Origin of the sequence: Acaryochloris thomasi RCC1774, from assembly GCF_003231495.1 — a bacterium.
Taxonomy (GTDB): domain Bacteria; phylum Cyanobacteriota; class Cyanobacteriia; order Thermosynechococcales; family Thermosynechococcaceae; genus RCC1774.
In genome coordinates, this window is sequence record NZ_PQWO01000015.1 from 65,286 (window position 1) to 79,967 (window position 14,682).

The window sequence follows — 14,682 nt, forward strand, 5'->3', positions numbered from 1 at the left end:
GCATTGGGGCACGCAGCCTTCCCCTAACTTTACCCCAACGCAAACCTCAGCGGGCGGGATAGACGCGCCCTTTCCAGGCTCCACCTTTGCCTTGCCAGTGGCGGCGGGCAGAGTCAAGGGTCATGAGGTTATAAAACACCGCAATTAGGGGAAGCGCGAAGGTCCACAGCGGCGAGAGGCGGTATAGGCGAATAGTGGGCCAGTAGGCTATTGCCATCAATAGCCAAGTGACACCTCCGACAATCGCGATGCTCTGAACGCCAGCGATACAGCCATACAGCAGACTCAGAGGAGGGGCCAAATAGACTAAGCTCATGCCAACGATGCTGCCGATCAGCAAGAGGGGGGAGTAGTTGAGCTGGGTAAAGGCGGTACGGGCCACCATGGTCCAGATGCTGTCTAGGGACGTGTAGGGCCGCAGGCTGACAGTTGAGGTCGTTAATCCTAGCCAGATATTTCCCGACGGTCCTGATGATTTGACGGCAGCGGCTAGGGAGCAATCATCAATCAGGGCGTCTTTGATCGTGACGAGTCCACCTGCTTTTTTGAGGGCTTGCGATCGCAACAGAATACATCCCCCAGCCGCTGCCGCCATCTTCCGGTTAGGATTGTTCACCCAAGGAAAGGGATACAGCTTCTGAAAGAAAAAGACAAAGGCCGGAATCAGCAGCTTTTCCCAGGCGCTATCGCAGCGCAACAGCACCATCAGAGACACAAGATCGCGCTGCTCCTGTTCCGCCTTAGCCACCAGTGACCGGACGTTGCTAGGGTGATGGCAAATATCGGCATCGGTAAACAATATGTAGGGCGAATCCCTCTGTTGCCCAAGGGCCGCAACGCCCTGGTTCATGGCCCACAGCTTTCCGGCCCACCCCAGCGGGAGCGGACTAGTGGTCATGACTTGGAGAGCTGATTCTTGCCCCAGTTCAACGGCAACCCGCTGAGCGACGGCACCGGTCCCGTCATCGCTTTGGTCATCGACTAGGATAACGGTGAATTTTCCTGGATAATCTTGAGTCAGCAAAGACTTCAAGCTCTGGGGCAGCACATCCGCTTCATTCCGAGCGGGGACAATGGCGCAGACGTCAGGCCATTCATCCAGGCTTGAAGATGCTTCCGGCAGCCGCTGATTAGATCGCCAAAACTGCCCCCAAGCCGCGATCAGCAGGAGCCAAATGAGCAAAGACAGAAGACTCAGCCAGACCACAACGCTAGTTCGGAGACAGTGAGGCGAGGAAGCTCTGCATCACCTTGATCTGATGCTGATCGGGGGCGGCATACTTGTGCTGTTCTTTGAGAGATGCGATCGCATCTTCCAGCGGAATACTTAGCTCTTGCGTCAGATACAGCGCACAGACCGAAGCCGATCGTCCGACCCCCGCAAGACAGTGGACGTAAACCACATGGCCTTTACGGTACCAACGATTTAGAACTTTAATCGCTTGCTCGAACTGCTCCTCAGAAGGAATCCCTCCGGTGTAACCATCAGGAATAGGGACCCGCTCCCAGATAAAACTGTGCAAAATTTCGGAAGGCACAGGCGGCTCCGACTCTTCGTTCAAGCAGAGAACAGCCGTAATTCCCTCCCGTCGTAGCTTAGAGACAGACGTCGTGGTGTGAGGGAAAGAACCAACCGCCAGCTTTTTAGGTAAAACCCAAGAGAAACGTTCAGGCATGCACAAATACCGCTAAATGAGAGAGTGAAGTGGTCCCTTGAGCAAAAAGACCACAAGACCGGAGGCCCATTGCTAGGATAGCCCCCAAGCTAGATGCTAACAACGTGACGTTATCGATCCAAAATGGTTGCAGTCCATCCAACAGATTGTGATGGGTGTAGCCCATGAAATCGGCATCACTATCCATACTGTTTTCTCAACAGATAGCCGCAAAAAATATCCACCACTTCACGCTGAGAAGTGGTGGATGTCATACCTATTAGCCTGCAGCCTATCAACTCAAAGGTATGCTTACAGTTCCCCTGCACTCAGCTCACGATTTTTCGCAGCACGGTACTCAGCCATCGCTTGGTGCAGAAGCTCATTGAGAGCCTCTTGAGACTGTACGAATGCATCATTCCACTGAGCCTCGTCGTCAAGCCGATCTAGAATCCTGGAGGCGATCTCATCTTGACGATTGGCAGAGAGAGTTCGCAGTTGTTCAAACGCTCGTGTCAGTAAATCAGTCATGGTGATATATCCTGTGAGGAGGGAGATTCACTTCAATTATGGCTCAAAATCTCTTTGCCAATGCTTAGTAAAATATTGCGTTTTTTAAACAAATCCCTCAAGCTTTCTCAGGATTGAGCGGTTCCACGAGCATCTGTGTCATGCTCTACACTTATCAGCTTCGAGGTTTGGTAGTCTGCGGGTCAAACGGTGAGAAGGCTTATGTTCATTAGCGTTCTTGATCTCTTCAAGATTGGCGTAGGTCCCTCTAGTTCACACACGATTGGACCGATGGTCGCGGCCCATCGATTTCGAGAGCAGATGCAGGCGTGGCTGTCTACGCTTCCAGAAAGAGAGGCCGCCCATGTGCGCTGCACGCTCAAGGGTTCATTATCCTTCACCGGCAAAGGACATGGTACAGATCGGGCAATTGTTTTAGGACTTCATGGGTTTACGCCCCGGTCTTTGACAGAAAGGAATGTAACTGATTTGGCCCACTCCCTGTGGCAAAAGTCCCACATCAATTTTGCAGATGGGTCCGGATTGAGTTTTTCTCCCAGTGAAGATATCGATTTTAGCCGGGGTCAGCCACTCCCAGAGCATCCCAACGGCATGATTTTTGAGGTACTGAGTTCGACGGGCAGTGTTTTACTGCATGAAACCTACTTCTCTATCGGAGGGGGCTTTATTCACACAAAGGCTGAAATTAGTCAGTTGGTGGCTCCCGTCAAAGCGGAATCAGCAGCAACGTGTCCCTTCCCCTTCGACTCAGCGCGATCAATGCTGACAATGGCCCACGACAGTGGCCTCTCCATCGCAGCGATGAAGCAGCGCAACGAACATGTTCACCACCCAGAAGATCAGTTGCAAGAGGGGCTAGACTCCATTTGGCAAGCCATGCAGGTTTGTATTCAGAAGGGTTTAGCGGCTCAGGGAACGCTCCCCGGAGGACTGGGCATCTCACGGCGGGCTAAGACCTTGGTTGAACAGCTCCACACCTGCCCTGAAGCTTCTCTCAACGACTGGCTGTGTGCCTATGCAATGGCTGTTAATGAAGAGAATGCAGCAGGACATATGGTGGTTACCGCACCCACAAACGGGGCCGCAGGCGTGATTCCGGCAGTGCTCTACTACTTCGTGAGTCATGAGGGGGGCACCTCAGAGCAGGTTCATGAGTTTCTACTGACAGCAGCAGCAATTGGCGGCATTATCAAACACCGGAGTTCGATCTCTGGGGCCGAAGTGGGCTGTCAGGGAGAGGTGGGATCAGCAGCGGCGATGGCAGCAGCGGGGCTTTGTGCAGTACGAGGCTGTTCGCCTTCTCAGGTCGAAAATGCAGCAGAGATTGCACTAGAGCATCATCTCGGGATGACCTGCGACCCAGTCGGAGGATTAGTGCAGGTTCCGTGCATTGAACGCAACGGATTTGGTGCGATCAAGGCTTACACGGCTGCGTCTTTAGCGAAACGTGGCACAGGGGAGCATTTTATGCCTTTGGATAACTGCATTGCCGCGATGAAACACACGGGGCTCGAAATGTCAGAGAAATTTAAGGAGACTGCTTTAGGAGGCTTAGCCGTCAGTATTACTGAATGCTAGGGCAGGCAGTTTAGGAAAACACTTGCTTTTGATACTCCTGTTCAGTCATCAGTTCCTGGGTGCTCTCGACTCGATCGACAAAGACGGTGCCCTGCAAATGATCGAATTCATGCTGCACAATCCGAGCAACGAAATCGGTAAACTCCTGCTGGTGGGCATGTCCGTGACGATCGGTGTAAGCGATCGTGATCGAATGGGAACGGGGCACCTGACCTCGAATACCCGGAATGCTAAGACAGCCTTCCCAGCTCTTAAGCAGATCGTCAGACTGACTGATGAGTTCGGGATTGATCATCGCCACCGGCTCCATCGAAGGCGCTTGGGGGTAGCGCAGCGTCGGACGTGATGCCACCACCATAATTTGCAGACTTTCACCGACCTGGGGAGCTGCAATCCCCACACCGGCTGATTCCAGCATGGTGGTAATGAGGTGATCGATGAGCTGCTGAACCTCGGCATGTTGAATGTGGTCAACTCGCTTCGCTGACGCCCGCAGAACTGGATTGCCGAGTTGAGAAATTTCTAATACGGTGTCCATAATATTGCTCAGATTGCTGGACTCTTCTTCATTTTATGTTAGCCGTCAAGAGACTTGTGCCGTGTTAGCACAGCTTTTACCTTTAGGTGGATCAACCTACATTCAGCGTAAATATCAAGTTTCCGTCAGTGCAAAGATTCCTGAAGGGAGCAAGGGAAAAGGGTGAGCATTGCGCTGTTGCAATCCTAGACTCTGGCGAAAGAATAAACAAACACAACTAGCCGATTCAGGTTTATTGCAATGGAGATATCAGTATCTTTCAGGTCTATAGGCTCAGACCTTTAACCCAGGTTAGCGAGACACGCTTCTTCAAGTCCCTTGTATCCTGAAGACAGGGGAAATCATAATTTGAGGAAAGAATGTCAGGACAACCGTTATCGTTCAGAAGCTTTCAAGTGATGACGTTCGCCTGTTTAAGTGCTGTGCTCACCTCTAGCTGGCCCGCTTTGAAGGGAGACGCTTCTCAAGTTGCGATCGCACGGCCTGCCGAAAATCCTCCAGCATCAAGCTCTCTTGTTCGACGCTTGGCTCAGGCAGAATCGCTAGAGCAGCTTCAAGCACGTATCGATCAACTGTCTCAACAAGGCCAGTATTCTGAGGCTATTCCTTTAGCAGAACAGGTACTTGAGCGGCGTAAGCAACAGTTGGGGACACAACACTCATCAGTGGCCACCAGCCTCAATAAGCTAGCGCTACTGTACGAGAAACAGGGACGGTATGGAGACGCTGAGCCGCTCTTTGAGCAGGCTCTCGCAATCTATAAAAAACGATTTGGTCAAGAGCACGCTGCGGTGGCCACCAGCCTCAATAATCTGGCTGAACTCTACGGTAAACGAGGGCGATACACTGAGGCGGAGTCCCTCTTCAAGCAAGCTTTGGAGATTTATCGTCAACAACTGGGCCAAGATCATATCAATGTTGCCTACAGCCTCAATAACTTGGCAGAACTCTACGGGCAACAGGGACGATATCGAGAAGCTGAGCCGCTGCACACCCAGGCTTTAGAAATTAAACGCAAGCAACTAGGACAGGAGCATCGTTCTATTGCGACTAGCCTCAACAATCTGGCCGAACTCTATGGAAAGCAAGGTCGTTATGAAGAGGCTGAACCACTCTTCAAGCAGGCTCTGACGATGCGAAAAGAGCTACTGGGCCAAGAACACCCATCGGTGGCCACCAGCCTCAACAACCTGGCGGAGCTTTATGGCAAGCAGCAGAAATATGAGGAGGCGGAATCGCTCTTTAAGCAGGCGTTAGAGATGCGACAAGAGCTTTTAGGTCAAGAGCACCCCTCTGTAGCCATTAGCCTTAGCAACCTAGCGGCCCTCTACGGAAGCCAGGGAAACTACAAAGAAGCGAAGTCGCTCTATCAAGAAGCGATCGCAATTGCCAAGATCAAGCTAGGTCCGACCCATCCCACAACGCAGGTGATCCAAAGACGATTCAAGATTCTTTCGCAGTAGCAAGGAACCCTGTATAAAAATCTAGGCTTATACAACAATCGAACTTATACGACGACCGGCCTCAGTTGTCTTTCTGCTGGGGCTTCTGTTTTGCTGTCGGTTGATTAGAGGCAGCGACACTTTTACATTCTTTGAAGAGCAGAGGATCGTTAACGTTAGAGACGTCAGACGAGACTGCTTTCATCCCCTCAGCAACGGGATCAAAGGCCCCTCCGTTAGGGCCTTGTTCTGGGAAGTTCTTCTGCCAATCTTCCTCAAGATAGCAAGCCCCCTTCAACACAGCGCCCTGCCAAGAAACGCCAGAGAGGTTTGCCCCCCGCAAATCAACCTGTCGAAGATCGGCATAGTCCAGCTTCGCGTTGCGTAGATTCGCTCCCATCAACACAGACCGAAACAACCTTGAATCTTGCAATCCAGCCCCGCTAAAATCTGCGCTGCATTTGTTTCTTTGGAACCAGCGGATGGGTTTCTGATAAAAAGTATCGACGAAGAAGTTTCCTGACGAACCTTCTTTGCAGCTCTGCAAGGAGAGATAGGCCCCTTCAAGATTGCTCCTTTCCAGTGGGGCATCTTTGAGCTTCACCCCTATCAAATCAGCCCCGCTTAGCTGAACTGGGGTCACGAAAGGTTGTTCATAGGATTTGGCACTAAATTCAAAGATCCAAGAACAGCCCAGATTTCTTTTATCCTTTTGCGCTAAGGTCCTACATCCTTTACTATCGCTGGCCATAAGTTGTTGATTGACCGTGGCCGGACTTGCGAGAAAGACAGGGAACAATGTAGGCCTTGCTTTTTCAACTCTTAAACCTCTTATATAAACCAGTTCTTTTTGTGCTAGACCTTGATTCAAAAATCGAACGACCTGCTTAGAAGAGAAGTCTTCTCTTGAGAACCATTCTTCACTCAACGCTTGAGGCTGAATCTTGACGAGTTTCGCCCCATGCAAAAACCGAAAGAGGGTGCCTTTCGCTTCACCATCTAGATTTTTCAGCGTTGTCAGAGTTTGAGCATTCGCTGATTCTCTAGCCTTTCGAGCATCGGAATCAGAGAGGCTAAGGCTACTTAATTTCTTATCAGTTAATAGTCTTGATATATTACTGATATAAGAGGCGAGAGATTCTTCTCTACGTTTTCTCCCCTCAATAGATTCGGGAATTTTATAAATCAGAGACAGTGCTACCAAGATAAAGATTAGTGCAATAGCTCCCTTTGCCAATAACTGAATTAAGCTCTTATTATTCCGGTCTGATTTAGAGCTTACATCAGAGGAAGCAAACACGTTATCTGCTCGGTCGTCTGTATCAGGAGCCAGCTCTTTTTGATTCAGGTCGAATCTATCTATATTCAGTGCGTTTGTTTGCCTGTCAAATGATCTATTTGCAGCAATCTGGGTCTGTTCTTCTAACTGTTTTAATTCGTCAACACTGGGAATAATGGTCTCATCGTATGAAGGCTTTTGCCTGAATATTTCATTGAGCTGCGTGAGCTCTATTGCTTTCCACTCAAAAACAAATCGCGCGCCGTTCGGCTTGCCAAGAGTAACGCGATCCTCAGACTGTAGCTGTTGAGAACTCTCTATCTTTTTGTTGTTTACAAAAGTACCGTTGGGCGTTTCTAGATCCCACAGCAGCCAGACCATTTCCCCATCAACATCTTCTAGCTTTACTTTTGCGTGGTACCGAGATGTATTGGAATATTCAGGTCTGAGATAAATTTGACAATCCTTAGATCGGCCAATGAAGGTTGCCTCTTCTTTGGACAAGATATAGGGTTCCGAGGCTTGTTCCGCTGCCGGTGAGCCTGGTTCGTTGTGTAAAGTTAGAATCGCAACCCAATTTGTAGAAGATTCGCTCATTTTCAGGAATTCTGTCGATATATAGAAGAATTTTAAAGATTAGATATTTGAAGGTGGTCATTGGAACACCTATGCATCCTAGCCTAGCGCCGACAATGACTGACATCCTAGCTTCGCTGTGTCGCCATTCCGTCGTAGGACGCTGAGGCTCTATCGGCTAATTGAAGCATCATGCCGCTCTTTCAATAATTTAATGGATCAGAAAGATCTGCTGCAAAAAGTAAACACGGCAGATTTTCTCAATCTCAACTTCCTGCGGAGAGGATCTTTGAAAGTGGCTGATCATAATATTGAGTCTTCCGAGATCCCCTCCGTTTCTTAGTCTGATGGGATGCGGGGATCTCTAACATATTGGGGAGCATCCGACTTTAGCTAAAGTCTTGCACGGCCCTCACCCAATTCTGGGCAAGGGACTTTGAGTACTTTTATCTTGCCCCTCTTCTCCCAAGGCTGAGAGAAGGGGCTGGGAACCAAGTGCAAAAGTAGGATACGCCCACATATTTTGCTAAACCCTAAGACTGTTCATACAAATGCCTAAGTGAAAGGTAGCCATTCCCAAAAACCCTGCCAGTCTATTTGAGGCAGTTTCAGGCCCAAAAAGCCTCCATTCTGTTCTTCTGGTGCGGCAGGGCTGGGAGCGGGGATCTCTGGCTCTCGCCAGCGGGCAATCGTATCGGTTAATGGCTCTAGGGTTGTCCCAGGGTAGTAGAAGTCTAAAATTTTCGATGCCGACCAGCCGAGCTTGCTCAAATGCTGAGCGCCGGTCTGACTTAGACCGACAGCATGGCCCCAACCACCTCCCACAAACCGGTAGCCTTTCAGCACTTTCTCCGGCGGCGGAGCAGGGCTCTGTGGGTCTGGCGCATTGACGATAGGAGGCTGTGGCTCATACATCGGCTCCACGTAGAAGAGCAAACTCTTAGCTCCCCGAATGCCTTGGACAATCTCATCCTTATGCAGTTCGACGGATCCGATATCGGTAGTCACCCTGAGCGTTTGAACGCGCCCCCCGTGGGAGCGTTTCGTGATCTCTAGCGTTTGAATCGTGCCAAATTCAGCTAAGGGATGCTGCTTTTGCCTGAGAAATTTACGCAAAATCTGATTCATTTCAGCTAAAGGTGCCTCAATCCGCCACCGGAAGGTCGGCCAGGTGACTTCATTAAAGCCCTGCTTGAGGTTGACGAAGGCCTTGAAGTTAGCAGGGTCTGCAAGACTGCGGGTTTTGAGATCCCAGACGGGGTTGGGGGCGGCATCGATTTTGGTCTGCAGATAGGGGCGAGGATCGCCTTCCCAGACTTCTTCAAAGGAGGCCGTGACGCCGCCTGTGGTTGAGGAATAAAGAGCGTCAATCAGTTCGTTGTCATAGGTCAACACTTGGCCCGCAGTGGTTGCGATCGCATCATCAACCCGAGACTTCGCACCCGACAATCCACGATAAACCTGACATTGGGTATCCGCACACAGCTCATAGTCGTCAATCTTGAATCGGCGCAGATTCCGCAGGGCGTAGGTGCGCGCAATAATCGCTTGGGCTTGAATAGAAGTCAAAGGAGCCGAAAAGCCAATCTCGTAGGGCACCACACCCCTGAGGTAGGTCTCTATGGGCACCTGATTAACAAGGGTATAGCTGCCGTAGGTATTGGGCTGAAACTTGAGGGTGCCGCCATACCTGTTTTTTTGAACCTGCAGCACCGATTTACCCGACGTAATGCTCACAGAGTCACGGCTGTAGCGATAGCCGTCAACAACCCAGCTCAGCAAAGGTTTCTGGACCTGACGCTGTTGATCTAAGAAGACTGACTTCCCCTGCTCTTTTAGGGTTTTGACCAGCTTTTTACGCTTCTTAGGAGTGGAGTAGCGATCTCGTTTTGCCCAAACTTGCCACTTGTTGGGCTGGGCCACCTCCACCGGAATACCCTGCATTCGATAATCCAGCGCCTGAGTCTCAGCGCTTTCGAAACTGCGAAACACACCCAACACCACCCGCTCTTGAATAACAGGCTTGGGCAAAGGCTGTGGCTGAATATCAAACTGGACCTTGTTGGTCGCCAGGGTCTTAACCTGTCCCTGATCGGCGAATTTCAGGGTAAGCCGATCACCGGGAAGCGCTTGGATTGTCAATGTGTCCTTAGGCTGCTCACCAAACCGCTGCACAATGCCAATCTTGAGGGTTGGATTCGACGCGGCTCCTGCAGGGGCGGCCAGTAAGACACCCACGGCAATGAAGCTGCCGCCGACGTACGACCTCTGCTTACCGATTGCACCCGTCATTACAGTCTTTAACCCAACATGCTGATATTTCTTGAATGCTAGCGTATACGGCGACGAGGCTTCATGCCAATCCTTAGATCATGATCTTGCAAAACGTAGTCATAACGACTATGATTTAAGAAAAAGAAACAAGTGATTGACTGTGGTTCGAGTTAAAAACATAGCTCTCAAAGAGATTCACCGCCCGCTCTACCGTCAAAATGATCAGAGCAAGGTCGCCGCGTTAATGCGCTCCATCGCTGAGGTGGGTCTCCAGGAACCCATTGAGGTTTTAGAGGTTGAAGGGCGATACTATGGATTCTCGGGCTGTCATCGGTACGAGGCTTGTTCTCGACTAGGCCACCACACCATTCGCTGTCGGGTGCGGCGGGCAACCCCTGCGGTCCTCCGCATGCATCTTGCTTAGTCTTTTTATTTAATAGGAGATCTCAATCATGCCAGTCTCTTCCATGCCGATTAATATTGGTATTGACGAAAAAAATCGGCAGCAAATTGCCGAGGGTCTATCGCACCTCTTAGCAGATACCTACACGCTCTATCTCAAAACCCATAACTTCCACTGGAACGTGACCGGTCCGATGTTCCAGACGCTGCACCTGATGTTTGAGGGGCAGTATAACGAACTGGCACTGGCAGTAGATGCGATCGCAGAGCGAATTCGCGCTTTAGGCTTTCCGGCCCCTGGAACCTATAAGGAATACAGCAAGCTCACGTCCATTCCAGAAGCAGAGGGCGTGCCCAGCGCGGAAGAAATGATTCGTGAGCTTGTAGAAGGTCAAGAGGCCGTCGTCAGAACAGCACGTTCCGTCTTCCCGGCTGCGGATGAGGCCAACGACGAGCCCACAGCAGATCTACTAACCCAGCGCCTGCAGATTCACGAAAAAACAGCCTGGATGCTGCGGAGTCTCCTGTAGGGCTGCTTTGTTGATTGATTTTATCCATCCGCCACGGTTGCCGTGGCGGATGATTTTTTTAAGCTTCTTTCTTGGTCGCTTCTGTAATCAGCCGAAAAATCGCGTGGGTAATGGGTATCCCGAATGCTGCAAACAAGAATATCTTGATGCATAGAAAAAGAAACGCAAGCATGATTCTGCCTCAATCTATCTGCCGATGTGGGTCAAACATAGTTTGACGTGATTGCCGGGATGTAAGGCAAGTGGTTGACCACCATACCCTCAATCAAAACCCTGCGTTGATTATTATACCTGGGGCTGAGGCGTCAGCAATCGTTCCAGCATTTATGCCGACAGGAGTATCGGCGTCTCCAGTTCAGAAGCTTTGGTGTATATACAACGTTGTATACAATAGACGCACAATCTTCTGCGATGATCGTTAGCATAGCCCCTCCATCAGGGGCAGTCATATAAGGCTGAGCATCCTCTCACAGCCGTATGACTCAAAGCGATAGCCTATATACAGCTGTGCTGGCAGGTCGATTTGTGATTAACTTACGTCCCGCAACACCCCAAGATCTGAAGCTTTTACGTCACTGGGATCAGCAGCCCCATGTAATTGCCTCCGATCCCGATGATGATTGGGAATGGGAGGTCGAACTTCTCCGAGATCCTGACTGGCGTGAGCAATTGATCGCGGAGCTGAACGGCAGCCCCATTGGCTTTATGCAAATCATCGATCCGGCCCGCGAGGATAGCCACTATTGGGGAAATGTCTCAGCGAACCTGAGAGCGATAGATATCTGGATTGGTGAGGCATCTGACTTAGGGCAGGGGCATGGGACACAAATGATGCAGTTGGCACTAACCCGATGTTTTGACGATCCGGAAGTGACCGGCGTGCTGCTGGATCCGTTGGTAAGTAATACTCGCGCCCATCGTTTTTATGAGCGATTGGGGTTTCGATGTTGCGATCGCCGCCACTTCGGAACTGATGACTGCTTCGTATATCAGCTAAGCCGCACTGCTTGGCATTCCAGCAAGAATAGCTGATTCATAATGCTGTCCTACAATAGATGAGCAGCCCGGCATCTAGGGGTGATTGATGAATCCGACAGATCAGGACCCAATGGAGGATCGAGCATCCTCTGACCCAAGTTCCATAGCAGAGTTACGGGATCAGCTCAATACAGTACTTCAGGAACTATCACCAGAACGATTAAAGATTCTAGCTGATTTTGCCGCGTTCTTGACAAGCGCAGCAGGTGAAGCGGCGACCCAAGAGCTGCTCGCTATCCCTAGTTTGTGGGAGCAAGTCAGAGAGAATCAATCGACACCTACTCCCCTCTATACACCTTGGAGAAAACTTCGCTCTGATGTATGAGGTTGTTCTTCATCCAGACACTCAGAAGTTTTATGTCAAGGCGGATCAAGCCCTGGCAAAGAAAATTGCTCGATGTTTGCAGCAGCTAGAGCAAACGCCTCGATCTCATCCCAATATCAAGGCTGTGAAAGGGAAAAGGGAGTGCATAACAAAAGATATTCCAATGACATTCCAAGCAATTAGTAGCATCCTCAGACGCTTGGCAGATCCTGCGATCGCAACCCAATCCCAACGCTTCTTCAAAACGGGCAAGGGCGAATATAGCGAAGGCGATCAGTTTCTCGGCATCCGAGTCCCCGTTCTCAGAGAACAAGCCAAGAAATTCGAGAACACACCCCTTACCGCAGTTCAGGAACTACTGGAATCGCCCTTCCATGAAGAACGCCTGTGCGCCCTCCTCATCCTGGTTCGCAAATTTACCAAAGGCAACCCAGAAGAACAGACCCGCATCTACACCCTGTATCTCAAAGACACCCAGTACATCAACAACTGGGATCTCGTAGACCTCTCCGCCTATCACATCGTTGGTCCCTACCTAGAAAACAGAGACAGACGTCCTCTCCACAAACTTGCTCAATCAAAAAGCCTCTGGAAACGGCGTATCGCCATCATCTCAACCTTTCACTTCATCCGAAACAACCAGTTCGAAGAGACTCTAGCCATATCAGAACAACTCCTTAACGATTCAGAAGACCTGATTCACAAAGCCGTTGGCTGGATGCTCAGAGAGATTGGCAAACGTGACCTAGCAACTGAAGAAGCCTTCTTGAAACAGCATTACAAACAAATGCCTAGAACGATGCTGCGCTATGCCATCGAGAAATTCCCTGAGCCAAAGCGCCAGAAGTATCTTAAGGGCTTTATCTAGCTCCCTATGGAACAAAGCATTATCGGGTATCACAAAGATACTGAAAATCACTGGGTCGCGGAACTTGCCTGCGGTCACTTCCAACACGTTCGGCACGACCCACCCATCGTTGAACGCCCCTGGGTGCTGACAAAAGCAGGACGCGCCTCAATGCTTGGCTACAGACTCCAATGCAAAAAGTGCGAGATCGGCGCTCCGAGAGATGGCGAAGCATCCTAAGTTACAGCAACTGAGAGGTTACCGCATTCTCTCCAGAGCGAAATCTTACTCTCTCACAAGCGCAGACTTCAGAGACCGACAGTATTCCGAAATGGAAGTCAAACCCTGTGCCGGTGCCCCCTCATTCAACCGCTTCACGAAAGCACTACCGACAATTGCCGCATCAGCCCCCCAATCCATCATCTGACGGGCGTGCTCCGGCTGTGAGATGCCAAAGCCAACTCCAATCGGCTTATCCGTTGCCTGTCGTAGCTCTTGCAACAGCTCATTAACCCGAGACTCCACCTTGGTTCGCATCCCGGTCACGCCAGTAGTGCTGACCAAGTAAATAAACCCCTGCGACTTTTCCGCAATTTTATGGATACGCTCCTTTGAGCTAGTGGGGGCCACCAACAGCGTCACCTCAACCCCCAAATCAGACGCCTTTTGCAGAAGCGTATCCGCCTCTTCAAGCGGCAAATCAGGAATCACAAGCCCCTTAACGCCCGCCTGAGACACCTGTTGCAGATATTTATCCACCCCACGATAGTGAATGGGGTTGTAATAGGTAAACAAAATAACGGGCGCTCTCAAGTCAGGAATCAACGTCGTCACCATTGAGAGCACATCATCTAAGCGAGTGCCCCGCTGCAGTGCCCTTGTGGCAGCCGCCTGAATCACAGGTCCATCCGCAAGCGGATCGGAGTAAGGAACACCCAGCTCAATCAGATCAGCCCCGCTGTCGTCTAGGCGCTTCAGAGCCGCCGCAGTCGTTTCAAGATCTGGGTCACCCGCAGTAATGAAGGGAATCAGAGCACACTGACCGCGATCGCGCAGTCGAGCAAAACAATCAGAAACAGAGGTCATAACTTAGGATTCGTTAGATTCAGCGTCAATTTCAGCTTGGAGCTGTTCCAGTTCTTCGGGCGTCATTTCATCAAGACGCTTTTGCAAAACAGCATCTTCATACTCTTCAAGCTGCTGATTGTAGGTCATCTTCTGAGTCACCACCCGCAGCAGGTATGAGGCGACCCAGCCAATCAGACCCGCCACCAAAATCACCTGACTCCAGATGCCAGCGTTTTGACCCTCAATACCCGCCAATCGAAAGACAGCGTAAATCAGACCGCCAGCGATAAAAACGCCAAACCCGATCGCAAGGGCATCAATACGGCGCATCGCTACGTAATCTGCCTAGGCTTAGGACGAAAATTGAGAAACGGACTCAGCAACAGCAGCCCCGGAAAGAAGAAAAAGACAAAAAAGTACATCAGTAGGCGCTCAATGGAACCTGCCGTATACCACCGTAGATTGAGGTAAAAATAGGTGAAAGCTGGAATCACCAGCAGATAGCCGCCTAACAGGCTGACGTATAGAATCGTGGTAGCGGTAACAAGATTCATAAAATCGAAGTTAATAACGTGAAGCCGCGACGGGCCAGTGTGAGA

At 50.5% G+C, this 14,682-nt stretch carries 18 protein-coding genes; 8 read left to right on the forward strand and 10 right to left on the reverse strand.

The window, feature by feature from the left end; translation table 11 throughout:
* Positions 1 to 46: 46 nt before the first annotated feature.
* The 4 genes from C1752_RS20140 to C1752_RS20155 all read right to left on the reverse strand — a co-directional run bounded on the left by C1752_RS20140 (position 47) and on the right by C1752_RS20155 (position 2,186).
* Positions 47 to 1,207: a glycosyltransferase gene (locus C1752_RS20140; RefSeq protein ID WP_110987855.1), complete on the reverse strand. Its 1,161-nt coding sequence runs from the start codon at positions 1,205 to 1,207 to the stop codon at positions 47 to 49.
* Positions 1,208 to 1,211: 4 nt separating this feature from the next.
* Entirely contained in the window at positions 1,212 to 1,676 is a 465-nt protein-coding gene (locus C1752_RS20145; protein ID WP_110987856.1) for a protein-tyrosine phosphatase family protein, read from the reverse strand.
* Positions 1,669 to 1,863: a hypothetical protein gene (locus C1752_RS20150; protein ID WP_110987857.1), complete on the reverse strand. Its 195-nt coding sequence runs from the start codon at positions 1,861 to 1,863 to the stop codon at positions 1,669 to 1,671. The genes C1752_RS20145 and C1752_RS20150 overlap by 8 nt, the downstream gene beginning before the upstream one ends.
* Before the next feature lie 104 nt (positions 1,864 to 1,967).
* Complete coding sequence (locus tag C1752_RS20155) at positions 1,968 to 2,186, reverse strand: hypothetical protein (RefSeq protein ID WP_110987858.1); 219 nt, start codon at positions 2,184 to 2,186, stop codon at positions 1,968 to 1,970.
* A 201-nt stretch (positions 2,187 to 2,387) separates the two neighbouring features.
* Here C1752_RS20155 and C1752_RS20160 point away from each other — a divergent pair, with 201 nt between their 5' ends.
* Positions 2,388 to 3,764 carry an L-serine ammonia-lyase gene (locus tag C1752_RS20160; protein ID WP_110987859.1) on the forward strand — a complete coding sequence of 459 codons (1,377 nt, stop codon included), beginning with the start codon at positions 2,388 to 2,390 and terminating at the stop codon, positions 3,762 to 3,764.
* Positions 3,765 to 3,774: 10 nt separating this feature from the next.
* On the opposite strand, the gene def is transcribed toward C1752_RS20160, so the two are convergent.
* Positions 3,775 to 4,302, reverse strand: coding sequence for a peptide deformylase (gene def / locus C1752_RS20165; RefSeq protein WP_110987860.1), 528 nt, complete (start codon positions 4,300 to 4,302; stop codon positions 3,775 to 3,777).
* A gap of 359 nt (positions 4,303 to 4,661) precedes the next feature.
* On the opposite strand from def, the gene C1752_RS20170 reads away from it, so the two are divergent.
* Positions 4,662 to 5,765: a tetratricopeptide repeat protein gene (locus tag C1752_RS20170; protein ID WP_110987861.1), complete on the forward strand. Its 1,104-nt coding sequence runs from the start codon at positions 4,662 to 4,664 to the stop codon at positions 5,763 to 5,765.
* A gap of 61 nt (positions 5,766 to 5,826) precedes the next feature.
* On the opposite strand, the gene C1752_RS20175 is transcribed toward C1752_RS20170, so the two are convergent.
* Together C1752_RS20175 and C1752_RS20180 are read right to left on the reverse strand one after the other, a co-directional pair.
* Positions 5,827 to 7,527, reverse strand: coding sequence for a pentapeptide repeat-containing protein (locus tag C1752_RS20175; protein WP_158535149.1), 1,701 nt, complete (start codon positions 7,525 to 7,527; stop codon positions 5,827 to 5,829).
* 627 nt (positions 7,528 to 8,154) lie between these two features.
* Positions 8,155 to 9,891 (reverse strand): SpoIID/LytB domain-containing protein, encoded by a 1,737-nt coding sequence (locus tag C1752_RS20180; protein WP_110987863.1) that lies wholly within the window; start codon positions 9,889 to 9,891, stop codon positions 8,155 to 8,157.
* 142 nt (positions 9,892 to 10,033) lie between these two features.
* On the opposite strand from C1752_RS20180, the gene C1752_RS20185 reads away from it, so the two are divergent.
* The 6 genes from C1752_RS20185 (at position 10,034) to C1752_RS20210 (ending at position 13,255) form a co-directional block, all read left to right on the forward strand.
* The gene (locus C1752_RS20185; RefSeq protein ID WP_110987864.1) at positions 10,034 to 10,297 is read left to right on the forward strand and encodes a sulfiredoxin; all 264 of its coding nucleotides are present in this window, start codon (positions 10,034 to 10,036) and stop codon (positions 10,295 to 10,297) included.
* A 28-nt stretch (positions 10,298 to 10,325) separates the two neighbouring features.
* Entirely contained in the window at positions 10,326 to 10,805 is a 480-nt protein-coding gene (locus tag C1752_RS20190; protein WP_110987865.1) for a Dps family protein, read from the forward strand.
* A 477-nt stretch (positions 10,806 to 11,282) separates the two neighbouring features.
* Positions 11,283 to 11,837, forward strand: coding sequence for a GNAT family N-acetyltransferase (locus tag C1752_RS20195; protein ID WP_199464463.1), 555 nt, complete (start codon positions 11,283 to 11,285; stop codon positions 11,835 to 11,837).
* A gap of 52 nt (positions 11,838 to 11,889) precedes the next feature.
* Positions 11,890 to 12,168 (forward strand): hypothetical protein, encoded by a 279-nt coding sequence (locus C1752_RS20200; RefSeq protein ID WP_110987866.1) that lies wholly within the window; start codon positions 11,890 to 11,892, stop codon positions 12,166 to 12,168.
* Positions 12,169 to 12,331: 163 nt separating this feature from the next.
* Positions 12,332 to 13,036 carry a DNA alkylation repair protein gene (locus tag C1752_RS20205; RefSeq protein WP_110987918.1) on the forward strand — a complete coding sequence of 235 codons (705 nt, stop codon included), beginning with the start codon at positions 12,332 to 12,334 and terminating at the stop codon, positions 13,034 to 13,036.
* Positions 13,037 to 13,042: 6 nt separating this feature from the next.
* Positions 13,043 to 13,255 carry a DUF3565 domain-containing protein gene (locus tag C1752_RS20210; protein WP_110987867.1) on the forward strand — a complete coding sequence of 71 codons (213 nt, stop codon included), beginning with the start codon at positions 13,043 to 13,045 and terminating at the stop codon, positions 13,253 to 13,255.
* Positions 13,256 to 13,300: 45 nt separating this feature from the next.
* Here C1752_RS20210 and trpA read toward each other — a convergent pair whose 3' ends face one another.
* The 3 genes from trpA to ndhL are packed head-to-tail and all read right to left on the reverse strand — an operon-like array spanning position 13,301 to position 14,637.
* A complete protein-coding gene (gene trpA, locus C1752_RS20215; protein WP_110987868.1) occupies positions 13,301 to 14,101 on the reverse strand; it encodes a tryptophan synthase subunit alpha in 801 nt (266 codons plus the stop codon).
* Between the two features lie 3 nt (positions 14,102 to 14,104).
* Positions 14,105 to 14,413: a DUF3007 family protein gene (locus C1752_RS20220; protein ID WP_110987869.1), complete on the reverse strand. Its 309-nt coding sequence runs from the start codon at positions 14,411 to 14,413 to the stop codon at positions 14,105 to 14,107.
* 2 nt (positions 14,414 to 14,415) lie between these two features.
* Complete coding sequence (ndhL, locus tag C1752_RS20225) at positions 14,416 to 14,637, reverse strand: NAD(P)H-quinone oxidoreductase subunit L (protein ID WP_110987870.1); 222 nt, start codon at positions 14,635 to 14,637, stop codon at positions 14,416 to 14,418.
* Positions 14,638 to 14,682 lie beyond the last annotated feature (45 nt).

Excerpts from the sequence above, each read along its gene's own strand:
- C1752_RS20145 (WP_110987856.1), bottom strand. The coding sequence starts at position 1,676 with ATGCCTGAACGTTTCTCTTGGGTTTTACCTAAAAAGCTGGCGGTTGGT.
- C1752_RS20150 (WP_110987857.1), bottom strand. The coding sequence starts at position 1,863 with ATGGATAGTGATGCCGATTTCATGGGCTACACCCATCACAATCTGTTG.
- C1752_RS20155 (WP_110987858.1), bottom strand. The coding sequence starts at position 2,186 with ATGACTGATTTACTGACACGAGCGTTTGAACAACTGCGAACTCTCTCT.
- C1752_RS20160 (WP_110987859.1), top strand. The coding sequence starts at position 2,388 with ATGTTCATTAGCGTTCTTGATCTCTTCAAGATTGGCGTAGGTCCCTCT.
- def (WP_110987860.1), bottom strand. The coding sequence starts at position 4,302 with ATGGACACCGTATTAGAAATTTCTCAACTCGGCAATCCAGTTCTGCGG.
- C1752_RS20170 (WP_110987861.1), top strand. The coding sequence starts at position 4,662 with ATGTCAGGACAACCGTTATCGTTCAGAAGCTTTCAAGTGATGACGTTC.
- C1752_RS20180 (WP_110987863.1), bottom strand. The coding sequence starts at position 9,891 with ATGACGGGTGCAATCGGTAAGCAGAGGTCGTACGTCGGCGGCAGCTTC.
- C1752_RS20190 (WP_110987865.1), top strand. The coding sequence starts at position 10,326 with ATGCCAGTCTCTTCCATGCCGATTAATATTGGTATTGACGAAAAAAAT.
- C1752_RS20195 (WP_199464463.1), top strand. The coding sequence starts at position 11,283 with ATGACTCAAAGCGATAGCCTATATACAGCTGTGCTGGCAGGTCGATTT.
- C1752_RS20200 (WP_110987866.1), top strand. The coding sequence starts at position 11,890 with ATGAATCCGACAGATCAGGACCCAATGGAGGATCGAGCATCCTCTGAC.
- C1752_RS20205 (WP_110987918.1), top strand. The coding sequence starts at position 12,332 with ATGACATTCCAAGCAATTAGTAGCATCCTCAGACGCTTGGCAGATCCT.
- C1752_RS20210 (WP_110987867.1), top strand. The coding sequence starts at position 13,043 with ATGGAACAAAGCATTATCGGGTATCACAAAGATACTGAAAATCACTGG.
- trpA (WP_110987868.1), bottom strand. The coding sequence starts at position 14,101 with ATGACCTCTGTTTCTGATTGTTTTGCTCGACTGCGCGATCGCGGTCAG.
- C1752_RS20220 (WP_110987869.1), bottom strand. The coding sequence starts at position 14,413 with ATGCGCCGTATTGATGCCCTTGCGATCGGGTTTGGCGTTTTTATCGCT.
- ndhL (WP_110987870.1), bottom strand. The coding sequence starts at position 14,637 with ATGAATCTTGTTACCGCTACCACGATTCTATACGTCAGCCTGTTAGGC.